The following is a 20073-nucleotide window of genomic DNA, read 5'->3' as shown; positions in this document are numbered from 1 at the left end:
GCGTATAATCGTCGGCAGCGTCAGATGTGTATAAGAGACAGCCTCCCCGGAGGGGAGAGGAAAAATCTGCTCGAAGGACGAACCATGCCCACCGCCCAGCCCGCCGTCATCCAATGGGGACTGTCCAGCTACAGCGGCTGGGGCGTCAACGGGCTGCAACTGGCGCTCAGCTGGACGCGCAACGGGCGGCTGGTGCCGGTCTGCTCGCTGCCGCTGCGGCTGGAGGACATCGCGCTGTCCCCGCTGGAATGGCGGCGCATGAGCGGCTTCGTCCGCGAGTCCGAGGCGCTCTGCCAGCAGATCGCGCCCCATGGGGGGCAGGAGGTCAAGGTGTCGGTGCCGGTGCTGCGCGGGCTCGGCAACAACCTCGTCGGCAGCCGGTCGGTGGAGGGCGTGACCCTGCAAGGCCTGCCCACCGTCGGCGTCTGCTATCTGGAGGACAGCGCCATCGACGCGGAGGGCCGGGCGCGGGCGAAGCAATGCTCGGCCATCGTCGCCGGGTCCAGCTTCGTCGAGCGGGTGCTGACCGGCGCCGGCATCGGGCCAGTGCGGACGGTGCTGCAAGGCGTCGATCCCACGCACTTCCACCCGGCGCCCAAGATCGGCTGGTTCAAGGACCGCTTCGTGGTCTTCTCCGGCGGCAAGCCAGAGTTCCGCAAGGGGCAGGACCTCGCCCTGCTCGGCTTCCGCGCCTTCGCCGAGCGCCATCCGGAGGCGCTGCTGCTGACGGCATGGCACAACCCCTGGCCGGAAAGCGCCCGCTCGCTGGAGGCCAACCCCGCCGTGGCGCCGGTGTGCTTCCACGAGGACGGGCAGTTCGACGGGGCGGGCTGGGCGGTCGCCAACGGGTTGCGCGCCGATCAGGTGATGGACCTCGGCCCGGTGCCCAACGCCGACATGGCCCGCATCCTGCGCGAGGTCGACGTCGGCCTGTTCCCCAACCGCGGCGAGGGCGGGACCAACCTCGTCGCCATGGAAGCGATGGCCTGCGGCGTGCCCGCCATCCTGTCGGCCAACACCGGGCATCTCGACCTGATCGGGGCGGACCGCTGCGTCCCGCTGACCCGGCAGGGCACCGTCCAGGCCTCCTTCGGCACCGAGGGCTGGGGCGAAAGCGACGTGGAGGAGATCGTCGCGGCGCTGGAAGGGCTGTGGGCCGACCGCGACCGCGCCGCAGCCATCGGGCGGGCGGGTGCCGCCTTCCTGGCCGGGCTGACCTGGGACCGCTACGCGGAAGGTGTGGCCGACGTCGTGGAGTCGGTGCTGTAGAGCCTACAGCGCTTTCACCGCCGCCAGAAGCCGCTCCACCTCCGCCTCGTCGTTGTAATAATGGGGAGAGGCGCGGATGACCTCGGTCAGCCCGCGGGCCTCCATGTCGAAGGGGGTCGAGGGCGCGGAGGACACCGACAGGTTGATCCCCTGGCCGCGCAGAGCGGCCTTGATCGCCCGCGGGTCATGGCCATCCACCGTGAAGGTGACGATGGCGCAGCGTTCCGCCCCGAGATCGCGCACCGTCACGCCGGGAAGCGCGTCCAGACCGTGCCGCAGCCTGTCCGCCAGCGCGAAGGCGCGGTCGCGGATCGCCTCCAGCCCCCAGGAAAGCGCGTAATCCACCGCCACCCCCAAACCAAGCCGGGCGGCGGTGTTGCTCTCCCACAGCTCGAAGCGGCGGGCGTCGGGGCGCATGGTGTAGCGGTCCGGCCCGGCCAGCGCGCCGCCGCTGTGGTCGAGCGTGTACGGCTCGATGCGGTCGAGCCACTCCTTGCGGACATAGAGGAAGCCGGTGCCCCGCGGCGCGCGCAGGAACTTGCGCCCGGTCGCCGACAGGAAGTCGCAGCCCAGCGCCTCGACGTCCACCGGCATCTGCCCGACCGTCTGGCAGGCGTCGAGCAGATAGGGAATGCCGTGCCGCCGCGCTACCCGCCCAATGGCGGCCGCCGGGTTGACCAGCCCGCCGTTGGTCGGAATGTGGGTGATGGCGATCAGCCGAACCGGCCCCTTCCCCGGCTCCCCGATCATCGCCTCCAGCGCCGCGACGGAGGTCTGGCCGGTCTCGTCGCTGGGGATCACCTCGACCACCACGCCGGTACGCCGGGAGGCTTGCAGGAAGGGGATCAGGTTGGCGGCGTATTCGGCGCGCGCCGTCAGGATGCGGTCGCCGGACCGGAAGCCCTCCCCCGGCAAGGCGGCCAGCGCGTTGAAGGCCATGCCCCAGGCCGCCGTCGCGCTCTCCGTCAGGGCCACCTCCGCGCGCGAGCAGGCGAGCAGGCGGGCCACGGAGTCGTAGACGCCCTCCAGCCGGTCGTCGGCCCGCTCCGCCGCCTCGTAGCCCCCGATGGTGGCCTCCAACGTCAGATGCGCGATCACGGCGTCCAGCACCGGCTGAGGCGCCAGGGCAGCCCCGGCGTTGTTGAAATGGGCGACGTGCCGGGTCCCCGGAGTCTCCGCGCGCGCGCGCGCGACGTCGATGGTCATTCGTCCATTCCTTCAGTCATTCCATCCGGTTCGCCGATGTGGACGGCCAGCCAGACGGTCGGGGCGTCGGGATCGGTCCAAGCCACGCGGTGGCGCCGCCGGGCGGGGATCATCACCCAATCGCCGGGGCCGAGCGCACGTTCCGCCTCGCCCTCAAGCTGCAAGCGGGCGCCGCCCTGGACGACGAGCACGAACTCGTCCCAGTCCTGATCGTACCAGAAGCCGTCCGGCGATGTCTGACCGGTGGACAGGATGCGCTCGATGCGCACCGTCCCGGATGATGCCGTTTCCGACAATGTCGTGAAAAGCTCGTCCGGTAAGGAACCAGACGGCAGACCCGCCAGCAGATTGCCGGCCGGGACGCTCATCCCCAAAGTTCGGGGGCCGGCGGGCACAGCGTGCCGCCGTCGTAATGCAGGGCCGGCGTGCGATCCTCGGCCAGCAGCAGCGGCCCGTCGAGATCGACGTAGCGCGCCCCCTGGGCCAGCAGGACCGCCGGCGCCATGGCGAGCGAGGTGGCGACCATGCAGCCGACCATGATGTCGAAGCCGGCCTCCTGCGCCGCCTGCTTCAGCAGCAGCGCCTCGGTCAGGCCACCGGTCTTGTCCAGCTTGATGTTCACCACCCGGTAAATGCCCTTCAGCCGGTCGAGCGAGTCCAGCCCATGGCAGGACTCGTCGGCGCCCAGCGGCACCGGGCAGTCGATGCCGCGCAACGCCTCGTCCTCGCCGGCGGGCAGCGGCTGCTCGATCAACTCCACCCCCAGTTCGGCCAGCACCGGGGCGAAGCGGTGGAGCATCTCCAGCGTCCAGGCCTCGTTGGCGTCGACGATCAGACGGGTGGCCGGGGCGGCATCGCGCACCGCGCGCACGCGATCGAGGTCGCCCTCCCCGGTCAGCTTCATCTTCAGCAGCGGATGGTCCGCCGCCCGCGCCTTGGCGGAGGCGGCCATCGCCGCGGGTTCGTCCACGCTCAGCGTGTAGCAGGTGGTCAGCTTCTTCGGCGCGTCGGGCAAGCCGGCGAGCCGCCAGGCCGGTTTGCTCGCCTGTTTGGCCTCCAGGTCCCACAGCGCGCAGTCCAGCGCGTTGCGCGCGGCCCCCGGCGGCAGGAGGGTGCGCAGCCGCTCGCGGTCCAGCCCATCCGCCACCGCCCCGGCCAGGGACTCCAGCGTCTTGACCGTCTCGTCCAGCGACTCCCCGTAGCGGGCGTAGGGCACGCACTCCCCGCGCCCCCGCTTGCAGGATTCGACCACCTCGGCGACCACGACCTCGGCCTCGGTCTTGGCGCCGCGCGATATGCGGAAGGTCCCCGCGATGGGGAAGGTATCGCGGCGGACGTAAAGACGGCGGGCGGTGGACGACATGAAACTCTCCAGCAACGCGGCGGACCCGAAGTGTAAGCAAACCCGCCGCGATGACCAGAGCAGGGTGCGAATGCCAGCCTTACCCGTGAAGCCCGGCCCCATTGACGCCCGTCTGCTGCTGGCGCGGGTCCGGGTCCTGCACGATCACCCCGTACCAGCCCAGTCCCTTGTAGGTCTCGTAGCCCGGCGTCAGGGCGTAGCCGTAGGTGCGCCCGGCCGCATCGGCGTAATGGCCCATGCTCTCACCGCTGCGGCGGAGTTGGACGGTCTCGCTGAGGATACCGCGCCCGTCGGACGAGGCGATCACCCGGTGCCGTGCGTCAAGCAGAAGGCAGCGCGAACGCGAGCGTTCCTCGTCCTCCAGCCGGACGCCCTGGACGACGGCGGCGGCCTGCGGTTCCCAATCGAAGAAAATGCCCAGCACACCGATCGGGTCGCCGTCCGCCTCGCCGCCGCGCCGGATCGCGGTGGCGTAGGTGGCGACCACCCGGTCCTCAAGACGGCCGTTGCGCGCCACGTCGCCCACCGTGAACTCGCCGCCGTTGCGCGTGGCCAGCGCCTGGCGGAACCACCCCTCGTCCCCCACGCGGGCGCCCTGGGCGCCGGGGTAGCGGCCGGGACGGCCGGTGGCGATCACCTCCCCCTTCAGGTCGGCAATCCACAGGTCGAGATAGACGGTGTAGGATTCCAGGATGACGCTCAGCCGGTGTGAGGCGTGCTGGCGGTTCACCTCGGTCGGGTCGGCGGCGCAGTCCACCACCGCGCTGTCGGTCGCCCACCAGCGCACATCGCAGGACCGCTCGTACAGGTTACGATCGATGATCTCGATCATGTTCAGCGACAGATCGGCCAGACGCCGCCCGTGCATCTCCTGCACCATGGCGCTGCCGGTGGTGGTCAGGTGATCGACGCGCGAGACGATCTCCGACCGCAGCTCCTTGGTGATGGTGTTCACCTGCTTGGAAATCTCGGAGACTTCGTTCGCCACCACCGCGAACCCGCGCCCGGCGTCGCCGGCCCGCGACGCCTCGATCAGGGCGTTCATCGCCAGCATCTTGGTGCGGCGGGTGATGTCTTCGATCAAAGACACCTTCCGGGAGGCGACATCGAGGACGCCCCGGGAAAGCTCGAACAGTTCGTTTCCGGCCACACTCATCCCGAACACCTCTGTGAGTTTGGGTGGGATATCTTTTTAGACGTCCAACCATCAAACGCTGTGCCAAACGCCCTTTCAGAACCATCGGGACGCGCAAAGCCGCGGAACGCCTGTGTTTGCGGGCGGCGCTCCGGGTTCGGCTTCAACGTTCTTGAGATGTCAGTTTCGAAATTGTGATGAATTCGGCGTCATATTGGAGTCCGAACAATCACACGCGGCACCGTCTTCGCTGCGCCACACCCGACGCATCGCGTGCGCCGCAACAAAAGCAACGGTTTCTCCTAAAAAATGAGGCAAAAGGTCGCACACACCCTGCCCGCCGCTCCGACGCTGCTTAGCATGCAAGCAAATGACGGCCTGCTAATCAATGCCCGGTTTTTGAGCAAGCGCAACTTTCAGGCAAAACAGCCCAGGTTGCACAAAATTGTGTCAGGCGACCTTGTGCATCTCGTCCAAGAAAAGCTGCACCTCACGGGTCAGCCGGTCGGCTTGAACACTCATCCGCTCCGACGCGGCGAAGACCTCGTGGGCGGTGCCGCTGGTGCGCTCGGCGGCGGTGGTGACGTCCTGGATGTCCTCGGTGACGGCGCGGGTGCCGGCGGCGGCCTGATCCATGTTGCTGACGATCGAGCGGATCGCCGAGCCCTGCTGCCCGATGCCCGCGGCGATGCCGCCGGCGATCTGGTTGATGTCCTGGATGGTGTGGCCGATGCCGACGATGGAGGCCACCGCCACGTCCGTGGAGGACTGGATGCCGGCGATCTGCCCGGCGATGTCGCCAGTGGCCTTGGCGGTCTGGTCGGCCAGCCGCTTGACCTCCTGCGCCACCACGGCGAAGCCCTTGCCCGCCTCACCCGCACGGGCGGCCTCGATGGTGGCGTTGAGCGCCAGCAGATTGGTCTGGCTGGCGATGTCGTTGATCAGAGTGACCACCTCGCCCACCGTCTTGGCGGCCCCCGACAGCTCGGCGATCAGCGCGTTGGAGCGCTCGGCCTCGCCCGCCGCGTTGGCGGCGACCTTGGCGACCTCCTCCACCTGCCGGGCGATCTCCCGGATCGACGCCGACAGCTCCTCCGTCGCCACGGCGACGCTGCCGACCGAGGAGCCGGTCTGCGACGCGGCGGCGGCGACCGAGGACGCCTTGCCGGTGGCGGTCTGGGCGTCGGTCTCCATGGTGCGGGCCGACATCTCCAGTTGGTGGGCGGTGCCGGACACCTGTTCACACACCGCGCGGATCTGCGTCTCGAAGCGGTCGGTCACCCCGGCGAAGCCCTTCACCTTGACGGCGATGGCGTCTGTGGCGGTGTTGATGGTGCGCGACGCGTGCAGGAAGTTGCCCTGCATGCCCTTCAGCACGATCCGCCGGAAATACTTGTTGGCCGACACGTAGCTCATCGAGGCGGTGGCCTCGCGGATGAAGGCGTCGGTGCGGTCGATCGAGTCGTTCAGGGCGTGCATCAGCTCGCCGAGGTCGCCCTTCTCCCGCACATTGACGACCCGCGCCTCGAAATCGCCGCGCGACACCGCCTGACAGACGGCCACCGCCTGCCCCACCGCGACGCGGGCGCGCACCATGCACAGCATGACACCGACCAGCGCGGCCAGCGCCGCGGCCCCGATCCCGATGCGCAGCGGGGCACCGCCGACGTCCAGCGAGTCGGTCACCAACAGCGCTGCGACGAGCAGCGCGGCGACCGCCCCGAGCGCGAACGCCTTAGAGAGAGAAGACGAATTCGTCATACCCGATCCCCTTCTCCGTCAGCAGCCCGACAACGGTGGCAAAGGCCTCGTTCATGCCCTGCTTGCGGTCTTCGTGGCGGTTTTCGATGTCCAGAAGCGTGCGGTAGAGCGGCACCACCTTGTCGATGGCGCCGCGGTCCGGCACCCGGCGCGACGAGTGATAGCCGACGAGCCGACCGTTGACGTCGTAGCTGGGGGTGACGTGAGCGAAGACCCAGTAATGGTCGCCATTGCGCGCCCGATTCACGACGTAGGCGAAGATCTCCTGTCCCGCCCCCAGCGTGTCCCAAAGCAGTTTGAACACGCAACGCGGCATGTCCGGATGGCGGACGATGGAATGCGGGGCGCCCATCAGCTCCGCCTCGCTGTAGCCGGCCACGCGCTGGAACACGCGGTTGGCGTAGGTGATCCGGCCCTTCAGGTCGGTCTTGGAAACGATAACCTCGTCGGCGTCGAAGAACCGCTCGACCCCGGTCAGCGTCCGGTCGCGGGGGCCGGGACTGAGAACAGCGCTGTGTGCCATGTGCCTGCGGTCGCGGGCCGAGAGCCCGGCGCCCCCTTATTGGTTCGCGGTCGGTTACAGGGCGTACATCTCCCCATCCGCGCGTTCCCGTCGGGCACTGGCGGACGCCGCAAAATAAAGACCATGCAGGTTATACAAAAGATTAAATTTGTTGCCGGACGGAAATATGATTCAGCTCAACCGTCCGCCCGACATCGCTCAACCGTTGACTGGACGCAACAATGTGGCGTCGCCTCACTCCGGCGGATAGGGAACGGTCAGCAGCCGGCCGATGGGCGGGTTCTCGACGATGGCCGTCATGCCGTCCGGCCAGCGCACCTCCAGCCGCTCCACCGTGCGGGCGCTGCCCAGCCCGAAATGGGCCACCGGCTCCATCTGGCAGAGGTAGCCCGACCCCGCGCAGACGGACCGCACCTGCCGACGCCCATTGGCCATGCAGGTGACCACGGCGCCGCGCGCCGGTGCGCCGTAGGGGGTCAACGGCAGCACGCGCAGCCACCCGTTGTGATTCGCCGCCGTGCGGTACAGCGACAGGGGCTGCGGCGATCCGCCGCCATGCCCGCCGCCATGCCCGCCGCCCACCCCATTGCCGTGAGCGACCAGCAGTTCCAACCGCCCGTCGCCGTCGATGTCGGCCACAGCGGCCCCGGTCCCCAACCCCTTGGGTTCCAGCGCGTCGCCGATTTCGATGGCCTGCCAGCGCTCATCGCGCCAGCCGAACAGGCGGTTGGGCTCGCCGTGCAGGTTGAAGAACAGCTCTTCATAGCCGTCGTTGTCGAAATCAGCGGCGATCACGCTGGACACCCGGCCCGGAAAGGACATTTCGGGATCGGCCTCGTCCACGAAGCCGCCGCCGGAGCGCTGGACGAACAGGCGCTGCGGTCCCTCCCAGGAGCCGACCAGCAGGCCGAACCCGCCGTAGCCCGGCCCGTCCACCGCGGCCACCGCCCGCCCCGCAAAGCGCGAATCGGCGACCCCCCGCTCCTCGGCGATCTCCTCGTAGGTGCCGTCGCCCAGGTTCCGGAACAGGAAGTTCGGCCCGCCCTCGTTGCAGGCGAACAAATCGACGCGGTCGGACAGGAACGGCAGGGCGAGCAGCCCGCGCCCGGCGCCGATCAGGTCGATGCCCGCGTCCTCCGCCGCGTCCTCCAGCCGCCCGCGCCGGCTGAGTTCGAACAGGCGGAAGGGGCCGCCGTCCGCCGCCACGACGAAGCCGTAGCGGCCATGGCCATGCCGGTCCATGGCGACCACCGACCGCCCGGCGACACGGTTCGCCATGCCGGCGTTCTCCGGCTGGGCCAGCAGGTCGAGCCAGTGCTTGCCGAAGCAGGCGAACAGCCGGTCGCCCATCTCCTTCGGTCCGCTCGCCCGGTCGGAGTTCAGAACGTACAGTTCCTCTCGCCCGTCGCCGTCCACGTCGGCGGCGGCGATGGCGACCGCGCAACCCGAGGCGTCGGCGAGCAGCGGCCCGGCGATGTCCACCAGCCGGGAGCCGTCCCATTTGAGGATGAGGTTGTTGGTGGCGTAGCCCGTGACCACCAGTTCGAATGCCCCGTCACCGTCGACGTCGGTCACGGTGATGCCGTTGGACAGGCGCGGCTGGTTGCCGTCGATCAGCCGCGAGCATTCGAAGAACATCGGCCGCCACTCCCTCACTGCCGCGACACGGCCCGGTGAGGGTTTGGCCCGCGAAGGCCGGTCCCTGACGGGCTCCAATCCGTTGATACCTCTTCGAACGGCTGAGGTAAACCCGCACGGAAGTCCAGCCCGCCAGGGAACTGCGGCCTATGACCGCGCAGGAAGCGTCCCGAAGGGCATGAAAAATCCCGCCGCAGCGGGCTGGCTGCGGCGGGATCGGTTCACCGGGCGCACGGGACGCTCAGCGGCGCTTCTTGACGCCGCCGTTGGTCAGGGAGCCGCCGGCGGCCAGCTTGACCGCATCGGACTCGTCGCCGTCCTTGGCCGCGACCGGACGATTCCCGGCCACCGCCAGCTTGGCGCTTTCCTTCAGCGCCTTGGCGGCCGCCTCGCGGGCCGGCAGCTCGATGTTCAGCTCCAGCGTCGAGCAGTCGCCGCCGCGGTCCAGCTTCACCTCGACCTTGTTCTGGTCGATGTCGATGTACTTGGCGATGACCGCCAGCAGCTCCTGCTGGAGCATCGGCAGATAGTCCGGCCCGGTCCGCCCGGCGCGCTCATGCGCCATGACGATCTGGAGCCGCTCCTTGGCCTGGACCGCCGACGCGCGCGGGGCGGAGCGGAAAAAGCTGAAGATGCTCATGCGGACCTCCGGAGGAGGCGGCTGAACAGGCCCTTCTTCTGCGGCGTGACGAAACGGTGCTCGACGTCCTCGCCCAGGAAGCGGGAGACCGAGTCCAGATAGGCCTGGCCGGCGTTGGACGCCTCGTCGAGGATGACCGGCATGCCGACGTTGGACGCGCGCAGCACGGCCTGGCTCTCCGGGATCACGCCGAGAAGCGGAATCGCCAGGATCTCCAGCACGTCGTCGACCTTCAGCATCTCGCCCCGCTCCACCCGCTCCGGGTCGTAGCGGGTGAGGAGAAGCTGCTGGGTCACCGGCTCCAGCCCCTGCTCCGCCCGGCGCGAGCGGGAGGCCAGCACGCCGAGGATGCGGTCGCTGTCGCGGACCGAGGAGACTTCCGGGTTGGTCACGATCACCGCATGGTCGGCGAAGTACAGCGCCATCAGCGCGCCCCGCTCGATGCCCGCAGGGCTGTCGCAGACGATGTAGTCGAAGTCCTTGGAGAGTTCGTTCAGAACCTTCTCCACGCCTTCGCGGGTCAGGGCGTCCTTGTCGCGGGTCTGCGAGGTCGGCAGGATCGACAGATTGTCGATGCGCTTGTCCTTGATCAGCGCCTGGCTCAGCTTCGCTTCACCGTTGATCACGTTGATGAAGTCGAACACCACGCGCCGCTCGCAGCCCATGATGAGGTCGAGGTTGCGCAGCCCGACGTCGAAATCGATGACGACCGTCTTGAAGCCGCGCAAGGCGAGTCCGGTCGCGAAAGCGGCGGAGGAGGTCGTCTTGCCGACGCCGCCCTTGCCGGAAGTCATGACGATGATCTTGCCCAACGGAGCTTCTCCCACGTTCCTAAATGTTGCCGCCAAGGTCCGGTTACCGGGTTACGCAGATCGGGGCCTGTGCCGGGCACGCTTTGCGTGACACCGTCCTCGCACAGAGGGCCGTTCGACAGAAAGCGCTCAAAAGCGTCATCACTGGGGCTCCATGTGAAGGTAGCCGTCGCGCAGGAAGATCTGCACCGGCTTCTTCAGCACGTCGTTCCCGAAATCCTCGCTGACGCGGTACAGTCCGGCCACCGAGACGACCTCGGCTTCCAGGCTGTGACAGAAGATTCGCGCGTTGGTGTCGCCGGACACGCCGGCCAGCGCCCGGCCGCGCAGAGCGCCGTAGACGTGGATGTTGCCGTCGGCCACCACCTCCGCGCCGGGGGACACCGGGGCGGTGATGACCAGATCCGTCTTCTCGGCGTAGATCTGCTGACCGGAGCGCACCGGCTCGGTCACCAGCAGCGCCGGGCGGTAGACCGGCTCGGGCGGCGGAGCCGGAATGGGGGCGGCGCCAGCCTGCGGATCGGCGGCGGGGGGGGCTGCGGACTCCAGCTTGGCGGCCCGCCCGGCGGGCATCGGGGTCAGCCCGGCGGCGAGCGCCCCCTCGTGGACCGCGCGCGGCCCGCCCCGGAAGCCGACCGGCAGCAGGTAGAGCGCGCGCAGGTTGGTCACCAGGGCGGCGATGTCGAAGCGCGGAGTGTCCTCCGTCAGCTCCTCGAAATCGAGGACGACGGGGGCGTTGCGGAAGAAATTGGGCGCCTGCCGAACCTTGACGGCGAGTTGGGTGAAGAAGTCCGGCGACGCCGGATCATTCACCTTCAGCACCATCATGGTGAAGGAATTGCCCCGCAACTGGAACGGACCGTCCCGATCGGCACCCTGCCTGGCGCTGCTCACCGCTGCCATCCTGCTTGTGTTCCTGCCGAATCCGTGTCGTCCGCATGTCTGGGGCCATCGGCCAGGCACCAGGGCGGAAGGGTCAACCACCCGGGTTCTAGCGGCGCAGGCCCCATCCGTTCAAGCCTTTCCCAGCGCCGATGGAGTGACAACCACCGGACACACGCGCCTTGGGCCGGAACAGGGGGTCCCCGTCCGGGCTGGAGGTCCATGTGTTGCGTCAGCGGAAGGTCTCACTACAAAGTATGGTAATGGAACTGGATTCGCCGGGCAAAGGGTTTTGCAGGGATATGCCCTTTTCGCGCTGCGGCATCTTTCCCCCTCCACAGCGCCCGCAAAGATGGTTTGCGAGACCTCAACACACCATTTTGGTCGTGACGATGGCGGGTTCCCTCCGCCTCTGGCGGTAGTCCGTCGCCGTCGCGCCTCCACCTGCGGCTCACCCACAACATCTTGTGTGAATCTTTTGCGATGCCCGCAATTTCGCCTGACGTTCGCCGTCGCTCGCCCTATGTTTGTGGTGTGAGGTTCCTATTCTGACGAAGAGGTTCCGCTTGCATCCTGCTTCGTTCCCGAGCGTCCGAATGTCGCCGGCACCCCATCACGGGCGCAGCCGACGGGACGCACGCCTCGCACCGGCAAGCCAGACTCCGGCCACCCTGTTGCACAGCAACATCGACGACCTCCCCCTTGCGGGAGGTTTTTTTGTGCCCGGAGCCGCCCGCCCACCAACGTGACGTTAGGAGAGCGATATGGCCAGACGCCAGAGCAAAGGCAGCGCCGTTTCAGCGTCCGAGTCGACGGTCCACCCATTGTTCCCCGCCGCCGGCTGGGACCCCGTGGGCGGCGCCGACCGCCGCGACCAGAGCTATCTCCGCAAGGTCAAGCCCCAGAGCCCCAACCAGAAGAGGCTGATGGAGGCAATCAAGGACCATAACCTCGTTGTGGCGCTCGGCCCCGCCGGCACCGGCAAAACCTATCTGGCGATCTCCTCCGCGGTGGAGGCGCTGGAGGAGGGTAAGGTCGACCGCATCGTGCTGTCCCGCCCGGCCATCGAGGCCGGTGAGAGCATCGGCTATCTGCCGGGCGATATGCACGAGAAGATGGCCCCCTTTCTGCGCCCGCTCTACGACGCGCTGAGCGAACGGCTGGGCGCCAAGCGCCTGCGCGCCCTGATGGCCGACGGCACCATCGAGATCGCGCCCGTCGGCTTCATGCGCGGTCGCACCCTGAACAACGCCTTCGTGGTGATCGACGAGGCGCAGAACTGCACCTACGCCCAGGTCAAGATGCTGCTGACCCGGCTGGGTTGGCACTCCACCATGGTCCTGACCGGCGACCCCGACCAGACGGATCTCTTGGACAACCTGTCAGGCCTGGCCGACATCGCGCGCCGGCTGGAGGCGGTGGAGGGCATCGCCGTCGTCCGCCTGAGCGACACCGACATCGTCCGCCACCCTCTGGTCGCCAGCATGCTGACCGTGCTCTGAAGCCGTCGGCAAACGAACGGCGTCGACGCGCAACCACCCTTCCGGTACGCAACTGCGGGAGGCCTTCGGGCCTCCCCTTTCTTTTTCACGGCACCACAAACTTTCTCTTCCAAACTTCTGGACGGCGGCCCGCGACGTTTTCTCACCCTGGGTTGATCCGCCTTGACGACGATCAGGCCCCCGGAGCAAAAGTAACAAAAAATTTAGCAGAATTTCCGGATGGTCACCGCTCCGTCCGGGACCGGCGCTGATGTGCCGGACATAAGGAAGATTCCGGAGGAACGTCAGGTGTTCGAGCGCATCAGCATCAAGGGTAAGATCTCCGTCATCCTGGGCGTCGCGGCCGTCGGCCTCGCGCTGATCTCCGCCGTCAGCCTGTTCGGCCTGCGCGCCGAGATGATGAAGGACCGCCAGGACAAGACCCGCAGCGTGGTGGAGGTCGCGCACAGCCTCGTCGCCCATTACGAGGCGATGGAGCGCAAGGGCACGCTGACCCGCGACGCCGCCCAGGCAGCGGCCAAGGACGCGCTGCGCCGGCTGCGCTACGCCGGTTCGGAGTATTTCTTCGTCATCGACCGCGCGCAGCGCATGATCATGCACCCCATCCGCCCGGAGATGGACGGGCAGGACCAGTCGCGCACCGCCGATCCGAACGGCAAGCTGCTGTTCGTCGAGATGACCCGCGTCGGCGTCGCGGCGGAGGGCGGCTTCGTCGATTACCTGTGGCCGAAGCCGGGCCAGGCGGAGCCGGTGCCGAAGATCTCCTATGTGCGCGGGTTCGAACCCTGGGGCTGGCTGATCGGTTCGGGCATCTATGTGGACGACGTGGCCGCCGCCTTCCGCGAGGCCGCCCTGTTCCTCGGCGGGCTGGGGCTGCTGATCGCCCTCGCGGCGACGGGCATCGCCCTGCTGGTCAGCCGGGCCATCGTCGGCCCGCTGCACGCCATGACCGGAGTGATGCAGACTCTTGCCGGCGGCGACACGGCGGTGACGGTGTCCGGCACGCAGCGCGGCGACGAGATCGGCGTCATGGCCCGCACCCTGGACATCTTCCGCAGCAACCAGATCGACCTGCAGCGCCATTGGGAGCGCCAGCAGGTGGAGCACCGCGTGACCGGGCAGCGCGCCCGCGCCCTGGAACGGCTGACCGAGCGGTTCGACGCCACGGTCAGCGCCATGGTCGGCACGGTCGGACAGGCGGTGCAGGCGCTGGAGAACACGGCGCGCTCGCTGTCCGACACCGCCGACCGCAACATGCGCGAGGCGGCCTCGGTCGCCGGGGCGTCGCAGCAGGCGTCGGTGAACGTGCAGACCGTCGCTGCCGCCGCCGAGGAGCTGAGCAGCGCCATTGCCGAGATCGGCACCCAGGTCGCCACCTCCTCGCACATCTCGCTGGAGGCGGTGACCGCCTCCCGCCAGGCCAGCGAGCGCATCGACGGGCTGGGCCACGCCGCGCAGAAGATCAACGAGGTCGCCGACCTCATCACCAGCATCGCCAGCCAGACCAACCTGCTGGCGCTTAACGCCACCATCGAGGCGGCGCGGGCCGGCGAGATGGGCAAGGGCTTCGCCGTGGTGGCGGGCGAAGTGAAGAACCTCGCCGGCCAGACCGCCAAGGCGACGGAGGAGATCGCCGCCCAGATCAGCGAGGTGCAGCAGGCGTCCCACGGTGCCGTCACCGCCATCCGCGAGATCGCCGGGATCATCGCCCGCAGCGACGAGATCGGCACCTCCATCGCCGCCGCGGTCCAGCAGCAGGGTGCGGCGACCGGCGAGATCGCCCGCAGCGCCGGGGAGGCGGCCCAGGGCACGCGGCAGGTCTCCACCAGCATCGACGAGGTTTCGGCCTCCGCCCTGGAGACGGAGAAGGCCGCCAACAGCCTGCTCGACGCCGCGGAGAGCCTGGCGCAGCAGGCCGGGTCCCTGCGCGCTCTGGTCGACGCCTTCCTGGTCAATGTGGAGGCGATCAACAGCGCGGAGTTGGTCACCCTCTTCGCCCCCGCCGGCGAGGAGGTCTTCATGCCCTGGAACGACACGCTGGCCGTCGGCCAGGAGGACATCGACAACGACCACATGATCCTGGTCGCGCTGATCAACCGGGCGGCGCGGCGCATCCGGGGCGGCGAAGTGCCGCAGGCCATCGGGGCGGCCATCGACCAGCTCGTCGCCTATACGGTTCTGCATTTCGAAGAGGAGGAGCGGGTGATGCAGCGCTCGGGCTATCCAGACTTCGTGCAGCACAAGGCGCAGCACGACGCACTGCGCAAGCGCGTGGCCGAACTGAAGCAGCGCTTCGCGGCCGGGGAGGCGCGGGTCGGCGACGATCTGCTGGCGCTGTTCCGCGACTGGCTGACCGGCCACATCCAACGCTTCGACAAGCGCATCGGCAACCATCTGGCTCGGCCGGACGCACCCGCGCGCAAGGCCGCATGAGGAGCGTCCGGCATGGCGGAGTTTCTGAGCGACCTGTTCATCGGCGCCCTTCCAAAGCTGACCGCCGCGCTGCTGGCCTGGGCTCTCATCAGCTTCGTCGTCTGGAAGCCCCGCCTGACCTGGATGCTCCTCGCCCTGCTGCCGGGCGGCATCGCCACCGTCGCGGTCTACGCCGCGACCGGCACGGTGAGCGGCACCGCGCTCGCCCTGATCGTCCTGACCATCGCGCCGGCGGCGCTGGCGCTACGCTGGGCCGCGCGGCGCCTCTGGTGAGCGCGCGAAGCTCCCGCCTTGGGCAGATTGTCCTCTTGACCTGGACCGTGCGCCGCCCCATTCCAGTCGGTCATGAAAGCCCGACTCATCCGCATCGCCGCCGCCTCCGTCGTGGGGCTCGTGATCGCCGCCGGCATCGCCTGGTGGCAGGTCGACAACGCCTCCAGCACGGTGCAGAGCAGCGTGCCCATCGGCGGCCCCTTCACCCTGACCGACCAGGACGGGAAGGCGGTCACCGACGCCGACTATCGCGGCAAGTACCTGCTGATCTACTTCGGCTACACCTATTGCCCCGACGTCTGCCCGACGGAGCTGGGCACGATGGCCCGCGCCATGGATCTGCTGGGCGTGCAGGCGGACAAGGTGCAGCCGATGTTCATCTCGGTCGACCCGGAGCGCGACACGGTGGCGCATCTGAAGGACTATGTCGGGCTGTTCCACCCCAATCTGGTCGGGCTGACCGGCACGCCGGAGCAGGTCAAGGCGGCGGCCAAGGCCTACCGGGTCTATTACGCCAAGGCGCCGCAGGAAGGCGGAAAACCGGAGGATTACTTGATGGATCACTCCAGTTTTCTTTACCTGATGGGTCCCGACGGGCGCTTCCTCGGAGTGTATCCGGCGGGCACCACCGCCGACCGCGTGGCCCAGGATCTGGGCACCCGCATTGCCGGCTGACGGAAAACATGAGCGGAGCCGCGCCCCTTGACCCGGTAATACCAAGGTTTCGGCGCGGTTTTGTTGGGTTTTCAAGCACTTGTATTAAGGGTTTTGCGACTTGACAGGGTTGTGCCCTGTCCGTATGGTCTCGCCGCTTTCGCGTGGCTGCGAGACAACGGGGACAACGAAGCGACATGAGCGACGAAAAGCCCCCGCCGTCTCTGGCAGAGCTTGACGCCCGACTGAAGAAGGCGCGTGAAGGGAAGGAATCGCAGAGCGGTCCGGGGAAATATCACCGGCTGCCGCAGAGTCCTCTCGGCATCGCCTTTCGAATCGGGACCGAGCTGGTCGCTGCCATGATCGTTGGCGTCGGTGGCGGGCTTCTGCTCGACCGCTGGCTCGGAACGGCGCCCTGGGGATTGATCGTCATGTTCTTCCTCGGCGCGGCGGCCGGAATTCTGAATGTCTACCGGGCCATCACCGGGCTCGGATTAGCCCCCGGCTACCGCCGGGCCCGTGAGGATGACAACGAGCGCCCCAACGGCGACGCACACTGAGCGAGGACGACCTTGGATCCGCTGCACCAGTTCCAGATCAACCCGATCCTCCAGATCGTGATCGCCGGGTATGACGTGTCCTTCACGAACTCGGCCTTCTTCATGGTCGTGGCGGTCGCGCTGATTTACGCGCTGCTCGTCTTCGGCATGTCTGGCCGCGCCCTGGTTCCGGGCCGCCTGCAGTCCCTGGCCGAGATCTTCTACGAATTCGTCGCGAACATGGTTCGGGACAACGCCGGGCACGATGCCCGCCCGTACTTCCCGTTCGTCTTCGCGATCTTCATGTTCGTGCTGTTCGGCAACCTCGTCGGCATGATCCCGTTCACCTTCACCTTCACCAGCCACATCATCGTGACCTTCACGCTGGCGGCGACGGTGTTCGTGTTCGTGACCGTCCTGGCCCTGATGAAGCACGGCCTGCATTTCTTCAGCTTCTTCATGCCGCACGGCGCGCCGGTGGCGCTCGCCCCGATCCTCATCCCGATCGAGGTGATCTCCTACCTGATGCGTCCCGTCAGCCTGTCGATCCGACTGTTCGCCAACATGATGGCCGGTCACACCATGCTGAAGGTGTTCGCGGGCTTCACGGTTATGATGATCAGCGGTCTGGGCGCCGTCGGCTTCCTCGCCGGCCTCGTCCCGCTGGCCATCAACATCGCGCTGACCGGCTTCGAGTTCCTGGTCGCGTTCCTGCAAGCCTACGTCTTCTCGATCCTGACCTGCCTGTACATCCGCGACGCGCTGGAACTGCACTGAGCCCCAGCGCCGACCCGGATCACCTTTTTACCTTTTCCACCACAGTTCACCCTTACCTAGAGGAATGAGTACCATGGAAGCTGAAGCCGCCAAGTACGTCGGTGCCGGTCTGGCCGTTATCGCCCTCGCCGGCGTCGGCCTGGGTATCGGCAACATCTTCTCGACCCTGATCGGTTCGATCGCCCGCAACCCGGCCGTCCAGCCGAAGGTCTTCCCGATCGGCATTCTGGGCTTCGCGCTGACGGAAGCCGTCGCGCTGTTCGCCCTGCTGATCGCCTTCCTGATCCTGTTCGCCTAAGGCCAGAGCGAACTTTCAATTTCGCTCTGACGCGGCGCCGGGCTCTCGAAGTTTCGGCGCCGCATTCTTGCCTAGGGGGACCGATCCATGCCGAACCTGTTGGCCAAGCGACGGCTGGTCCGCTGGTCGGGTGCTGCGGGCGCCTCGCTCGCCACTCTGACCGTGCTTGCCGGTAACGTCCTGGCGGCGACGGCGGAGCACGCGCCGGAAGCCGCCCATGGCGGCGAGCATGCCGCCGGCGGCCTGCCGCAGCTCAATCCCGCCACCTTCCCCACCCAGATCTTCTGGCTGGCGCTGACCTTCATCACCCTCTACTACCTCCTGTCCAAGAAAGCGCTGCCGCGCGTGGCCGAGGTTCTGGAGGAGCGCCAGGAGCGCATTTCGCGCGACCTGAGCAAGGCCGCTTCGCTCAAGGAAGAGGCCGAGGCCGCCATGGCCCAGGTCGATCAGTCCCTCGCCGGGGCCCGTTCCGAAGCCCAGGCCCTGATCGCCCAGGTCGCCGCCGAGATCGACGCGAACAACCACGCCCGTCAGGCCCAGTTGAACGCCGAGAACGCCGAGCGTCTGCGCAGCGCCGAGGCGAACATCGCCGCGGCCAAGGAGCAGGCGATCGCCAACGTCCGCTCCATCTCCGCCGACATCGCCCGCGACGTCGCCGGCCGTCTGGCCGGGCTGAACGTCGACGCGGCCCAGGCCGATGCGGCGGTCGCCGCCGTGATCGAGGAGCGCCGGTCATGAACACACCTGAAATGTGGGTCGCCATCGCCTTCATCATCTTCGCCGCCCTGGTGTGGAAGAAGGCGTCCGGCGCGATCACCGGCCTTCTCGACGCCCGCGCCGAGAAGATCCGGGCGGAACTGGACGAGGCCCAGCGCCTGCGTGAAGACGCCCAGGCGCTGCTCGCCAACTACCAGCGCCGTCAGCGCGACGCGCTGAAGGAGGCCGAGGCCATCATCGCCCACGCCCGCGAGGAGGCCGACCGCCTCCGCTCGCAGGCCGGCGCCGATCTCGAGGCCTCGCTGAAGCGCCGCGAGGCCCAGGCCATGGACCGCATCGCCCAGGCGGAAGCCGGGGCGCTGGCCGAGGTCCGTAACCTGACCGTCGACATCGCCATGGACGCCAGCCGTCGCATCCTGGAAACCGGCATCCAGCCGGCCCAGGCGGACAAGCTGATCGACCAGTCGATCGCCGAGCTGCCGAAGCACCTGCACTGAGATCGTTGCTCCACCGGCAACGGTCTTTCGAAAAACCCCGGCCTAGGCGCCGGGGTTTTTCTTTGGTCGAATGGTCCGGCAACCCGGAGCCCATTCCATGACCACGACCCAGCCGGCCACCGCCCTGCCCTCTTCCGCCTTCCCCAGCGTCTTCGTCTCGCACGGCGCCCCCACCCTCATCATCGAGGATTCGCCGGGCCGCCATTTCCTGGCCCGTCTGGGCACGCGGCTGGGCCGCCCGAGCGCGGTGATCGCGGTGTCGGCCCACTGGACGACCCAGACCCCGGCGATCAGCGGGGCGGCCCAGCCGGACACCGTCCACGACTTCTACGGCTTTCCCCGCGCCCTCTACGCGATGCGCTACACGGCCCCCGGCGCTCCGGCACTCGCCGACCGCGTACGGGCGCTGACCGGCGCCGCGGTGGACCCCGGCCAGGGACTCGACCACGGCGCCTGGGTGCCGCTGATGCTGATGTATCCGGAGGCCGACATCCCGGTCGCCCAACTGTCCGTCCAGCCCGGCGCCACCGCCGCCGACCACATCGCGCTGGGCCGCGCCCTGGCGCCCCTGCGGAAAGAGGGCGTGCTGATCCTGGGCAGCGGCGGCGCCGTCCACAATCTCGGCGATTTCCGCTTCGGCGAGCGCGACGTGGCCGGCTGGGCGGAGGACTTCGCCGGCTGGCTCGACGGGGTGCTGACGGCGGGCGACGAGGCGTCCCTGGCCGGCTGGAAGACGCTCTGCCCGCAGGCCACGGCGGCCCACCCCACCGACGAGCATTTCCTGCCCCTGCCCGTGGCCTTCGGCGCCGCCGGAAGCGCGGTGCGGACGGAGCGGCTTCACACCGGGTTCGAGCATGGCAGCATCGGCATGCAAGCCTACGCCTTCCATGGCACGATCTGAGACAAAGCCAGAGATGTTCAAAGAGGGGATGTTTAAAGGGGGCTGAACCTTACGCACTTGTCTGTTTGCGCCGTTGCCTCGCCAAGCTACAATCCGCGCCACCCGTCCGTGCACACGGAGGGGTTTCTGACAACGTCGGGCTTTTCCCGCCCGCAACCTTCGGCCGGATCTCGTGGCTTACGAACGACAGCGCGTACGGGACGTGGCGTGAAGCTGTCTCTTATACACATCTCCGAGCCCACGAGACTATAAC

At 68.1% G+C, this 20073-nt stretch carries 21 protein-coding genes; 11 read left to right on the top strand and 10 right to left on the bottom strand.

From position 1 onward, the window contains the following. The coding region (locus Q4I23_RS17195; RefSeq protein ID WP_498526978.1) for a glycosyltransferase family 4 protein at window positions 1-1269 on the top strand (1269 nt) is incomplete at its 5' end. 3 nt (window positions 1270-1272) lie between these two features. Here the strand turns inward: Q4I23_RS17195 and Q4I23_RS17190 are convergent. From Q4I23_RS17190 to minC, 10 genes are all read right to left on the bottom strand, one after another. Then, window positions 1273-2475 (bottom strand): aminotransferase class V-fold PLP-dependent enzyme, encoded by a 1203-nt coding sequence (locus Q4I23_RS17190; protein WP_498526977.1) that lies wholly within the window; start codon window positions 2473-2475, stop codon window positions 1273-1275. Then, window positions 2472-2843 (bottom strand): cupin domain-containing protein, encoded by a 372-nt coding sequence (locus tag Q4I23_RS17185; RefSeq protein ID WP_454019005.1) that lies wholly within the window; start codon window positions 2841-2843, stop codon window positions 2472-2474. The genes Q4I23_RS17190 and Q4I23_RS17185 overlap by 4 nt, the downstream gene beginning before the upstream one ends. Beyond that, window positions 2840-3838 carry an N-acetyl-D-Glu racemase DgcA gene (gene dgcA, locus Q4I23_RS17180; RefSeq protein ID WP_498526976.1) on the bottom strand — a complete coding sequence of 333 codons (999 nt, stop codon included), beginning with the start codon at window positions 3836-3838 and terminating at the stop codon, window positions 2840-2842. Before dgcA ends, Q4I23_RS17185 begins: the two co-directional genes overlap by 4 nt. 79 nt (window positions 3839-3917) lie before the next feature. Beyond that, window positions 3918-4994, bottom strand: a complete 1077-nt coding sequence (locus Q4I23_RS17175) for a methyl-accepting chemotaxis protein (protein ID WP_454019003.1) — start codon at window positions 4992-4994, stop codon at window positions 3918-3920. Window positions 4995-5423: 429 nt separating this feature from the next. Next, on the bottom strand, window positions 5424-6734 hold the full coding sequence (locus Q4I23_RS17170; RefSeq protein WP_454019002.1) for a methyl-accepting chemotaxis protein: 1311 nt from the start codon (window positions 6732-6734) through the stop codon (window positions 5424-5426). After that, window positions 6709-7257 carry a PAS domain-containing protein gene (locus Q4I23_RS17165; protein WP_094305923.1) on the bottom strand — a complete coding sequence of 183 codons (549 nt, stop codon included), beginning with the start codon at window positions 7255-7257 and terminating at the stop codon, window positions 6709-6711. The genes Q4I23_RS17170 and Q4I23_RS17165 overlap by 26 nt, the downstream gene beginning before the upstream one ends. A 234-nt stretch (window positions 7258-7491) precedes the next feature. Beyond that, complete coding sequence (locus Q4I23_RS17160) at window positions 7492-8895, bottom strand: CRTAC1 family protein (protein WP_498526975.1); 1404 nt, start codon at window positions 8893-8895, stop codon at window positions 7492-7494. Window positions 8896-9136: 241 nt separating this feature from the next. After that, window positions 9137-9535, bottom strand: coding sequence for a cell division topological specificity factor MinE (gene minE / locus Q4I23_RS17155; RefSeq protein WP_454019000.1), 399 nt, complete (start codon window positions 9533-9535; stop codon window positions 9137-9139). Further along, complete coding sequence (minD, locus tag Q4I23_RS17150) at window positions 9532-10347, bottom strand: septum site-determining protein MinD (protein ID WP_014239738.1); 816 nt, start codon at window positions 10345-10347, stop codon at window positions 9532-9534. Before minD ends, minE begins: the two co-directional genes overlap by 4 nt. Before the next feature lie 141 nt (window positions 10348-10488). Beyond that, window positions 10489-11250 (bottom strand): septum site-determining protein MinC, encoded by a 762-nt coding sequence (gene minC / locus Q4I23_RS17145; protein ID WP_211105166.1) that lies wholly within the window; start codon window positions 11248-11250, stop codon window positions 10489-10491. 743 nt (window positions 11251-11993) lie between these two features. Here minC and Q4I23_RS17140 point away from each other — a divergent pair. The 10 genes from Q4I23_RS17140 to Q4I23_RS17095 all read left to right on the top strand — a co-directional run bounded on the left by Q4I23_RS17140 (window position 11994) and on the right by Q4I23_RS17095 (window position 19820). Then, window positions 11994-12731, top strand: a complete 738-nt coding sequence (locus Q4I23_RS17140) for a PhoH family protein (protein ID WP_498526974.1) — start codon at window positions 11994-11996, stop codon at window positions 12729-12731. Between the two features lie 288 nt (window positions 12732-13019). Continuing rightward, window positions 13020-15164, top strand: a complete 2145-nt coding sequence (locus tag Q4I23_RS17135) for a bacteriohemerythrin (protein ID WP_498526973.1) — start codon at window positions 13020-13022, stop codon at window positions 15162-15164. Between the two features lie 12 nt (window positions 15165-15176). Then, window positions 15177-15437, top strand: coding sequence for a hypothetical protein (locus Q4I23_RS17130; protein ID WP_454018995.1), 261 nt, complete (start codon window positions 15177-15179; stop codon window positions 15435-15437). A 72-nt stretch (window positions 15438-15509) separates the two neighbouring features. After that, entirely contained in the window at window positions 15510-16112 is a 603-nt protein-coding gene (locus tag Q4I23_RS17125) for an SCO family protein (RefSeq protein ID WP_145679664.1), read from the top strand. Between the two features lie 176 nt (window positions 16113-16288). Continuing rightward, window positions 16289-16651 (top strand): AtpZ/AtpI family protein, encoded by a 363-nt coding sequence (locus tag Q4I23_RS17120; protein WP_014239729.1) that lies wholly within the window; start codon window positions 16289-16291, stop codon window positions 16649-16651. Between the two features lie 12 nt (window positions 16652-16663). Continuing rightward, entirely contained in the window at window positions 16664-17407 is a 744-nt protein-coding gene (locus Q4I23_RS17115) for a F0F1 ATP synthase subunit A (protein ID WP_094305931.1), read from the top strand. 73 nt (window positions 17408-17480) lie between these two features. Next, window positions 17481-17705 carry an ATP synthase subunit C family protein gene (locus Q4I23_RS17110; RefSeq protein ID WP_014239727.1) on the top strand — a complete coding sequence of 75 codons (225 nt, stop codon included), beginning with the start codon at window positions 17481-17483 and terminating at the stop codon, window positions 17703-17705. 87 nt (window positions 17706-17792) lie between these two features. Beyond that, complete coding sequence (locus Q4I23_RS17105; RefSeq protein WP_051140136.1) at window positions 17793-18443, top strand: F0F1 ATP synthase subunit B family protein; 651 nt, start codon at window positions 17793-17795, stop codon at window positions 18441-18443. Then, on the top strand, window positions 18440-18919 hold the full coding sequence (locus Q4I23_RS17100) for a F0F1 ATP synthase subunit B family protein (protein ID WP_172428638.1): 480 nt from the start codon (window positions 18440-18442) through the stop codon (window positions 18917-18919). Before Q4I23_RS17105 ends, Q4I23_RS17100 begins: the two co-directional genes overlap by 4 nt. Window positions 18920-19016: 97 nt before the next feature. Then, window positions 19017-19820: a DODA-type extradiol aromatic ring-opening family dioxygenase gene (locus tag Q4I23_RS17095; RefSeq protein ID WP_498526972.1), complete on the top strand. Its 804-nt coding sequence runs from the start codon at window positions 19017-19019 to the stop codon at window positions 19818-19820. Window positions 19821-20073: the final 253 nt, after the last annotated feature.

Source organism: Azospirillum sp. UFLA03-27, assembly GCF_059803775.1.
This window is presented reverse-complemented; position numbering and strand designations above follow the sequence as displayed.

What these genes read in the sequence shown, in the direction of transcription:
- Q4I23_RS17190 (WP_498526977.1), bottom strand. Translation starts at nt 2,475, where the DNA reads ATGACCATCGACGTCGCGCGCGCGCGCGCGGAGACTCCGGGGACCCGG.
- Q4I23_RS17185 (WP_454019005.1), bottom strand. Translation starts at nt 2,843, where the DNA reads ATGAGCGTCCCGGCCGGCAATCTGCTGGCGGGTCTGCCGTCTGGTTCC.
- dgcA (WP_498526976.1), bottom strand. Translation starts at nt 3,838, where the DNA reads ATGTCGTCCACCGCCCGCCGTCTTTACGTCCGCCGCGATACCTTCCCC.
- Q4I23_RS17175 (WP_454019003.1), bottom strand. Translation starts at nt 4,994, where the DNA reads ATGAGTGTGGCCGGAAACGAACTGTTCGAGCTTTCCCGGGGCGTCCTC.
- Q4I23_RS17170 (WP_454019002.1), bottom strand. Translation starts at nt 6,734, where the DNA reads ATGACGAATTCGTCTTCTCTCTCTAAGGCGTTCGCGCTCGGGGCGGTC.
- Q4I23_RS17165 (WP_094305923.1), bottom strand. Translation starts at nt 7,257, where the DNA reads ATGGCACACAGCGCTGTTCTCAGTCCCGGCCCCCGCGACCGGACGCTG.
- Q4I23_RS17160 (WP_498526975.1), bottom strand. Translation starts at nt 8,895, where the DNA reads ATGTTCTTCGAATGCTCGCGGCTGATCGACGGCAACCAGCCGCGCCTG.
- minE (WP_454019000.1), bottom strand. Translation starts at nt 9,535, where the DNA reads ATGAGCATCTTCAGCTTTTTCCGCTCCGCCCCGCGCGCGTCGGCGGTC.
- minC (WP_211105166.1), bottom strand. Translation starts at nt 11,250, where the DNA reads ATGGCAGCGGTGAGCAGCGCCAGGCAGGGTGCCGATCGGGACGGTCCG.
- Q4I23_RS17140 (WP_498526974.1), top strand. Translation starts at nt 11,994, where the DNA reads ATGGCCAGACGCCAGAGCAAAGGCAGCGCCGTTTCAGCGTCCGAGTCG.
- Q4I23_RS17130 (WP_454018995.1), top strand. Translation starts at nt 15,177, where the DNA reads ATGGCGGAGTTTCTGAGCGACCTGTTCATCGGCGCCCTTCCAAAGCTG.
- Q4I23_RS17125 (WP_145679664.1), top strand. Translation starts at nt 15,510, where the DNA reads ATGAAAGCCCGACTCATCCGCATCGCCGCCGCCTCCGTCGTGGGGCTC.
- Q4I23_RS17120 (WP_014239729.1), top strand. Translation starts at nt 16,289, where the DNA reads ATGAGCGACGAAAAGCCCCCGCCGTCTCTGGCAGAGCTTGACGCCCGA.
- Q4I23_RS17110 (WP_014239727.1), top strand. Translation starts at nt 17,481, where the DNA reads ATGGAAGCTGAAGCCGCCAAGTACGTCGGTGCCGGTCTGGCCGTTATC.
- Q4I23_RS17105 (WP_051140136.1), top strand. Translation starts at nt 17,793, where the DNA reads ATGCCGAACCTGTTGGCCAAGCGACGGCTGGTCCGCTGGTCGGGTGCT.
- Q4I23_RS17100 (WP_172428638.1), top strand. Translation starts at nt 18,440, where the DNA reads ATGAACACACCTGAAATGTGGGTCGCCATCGCCTTCATCATCTTCGCC.
- Q4I23_RS17095 (WP_498526972.1), top strand. Translation starts at nt 19,017, where the DNA reads ATGACCACGACCCAGCCGGCCACCGCCCTGCCCTCTTCCGCCTTCCCC.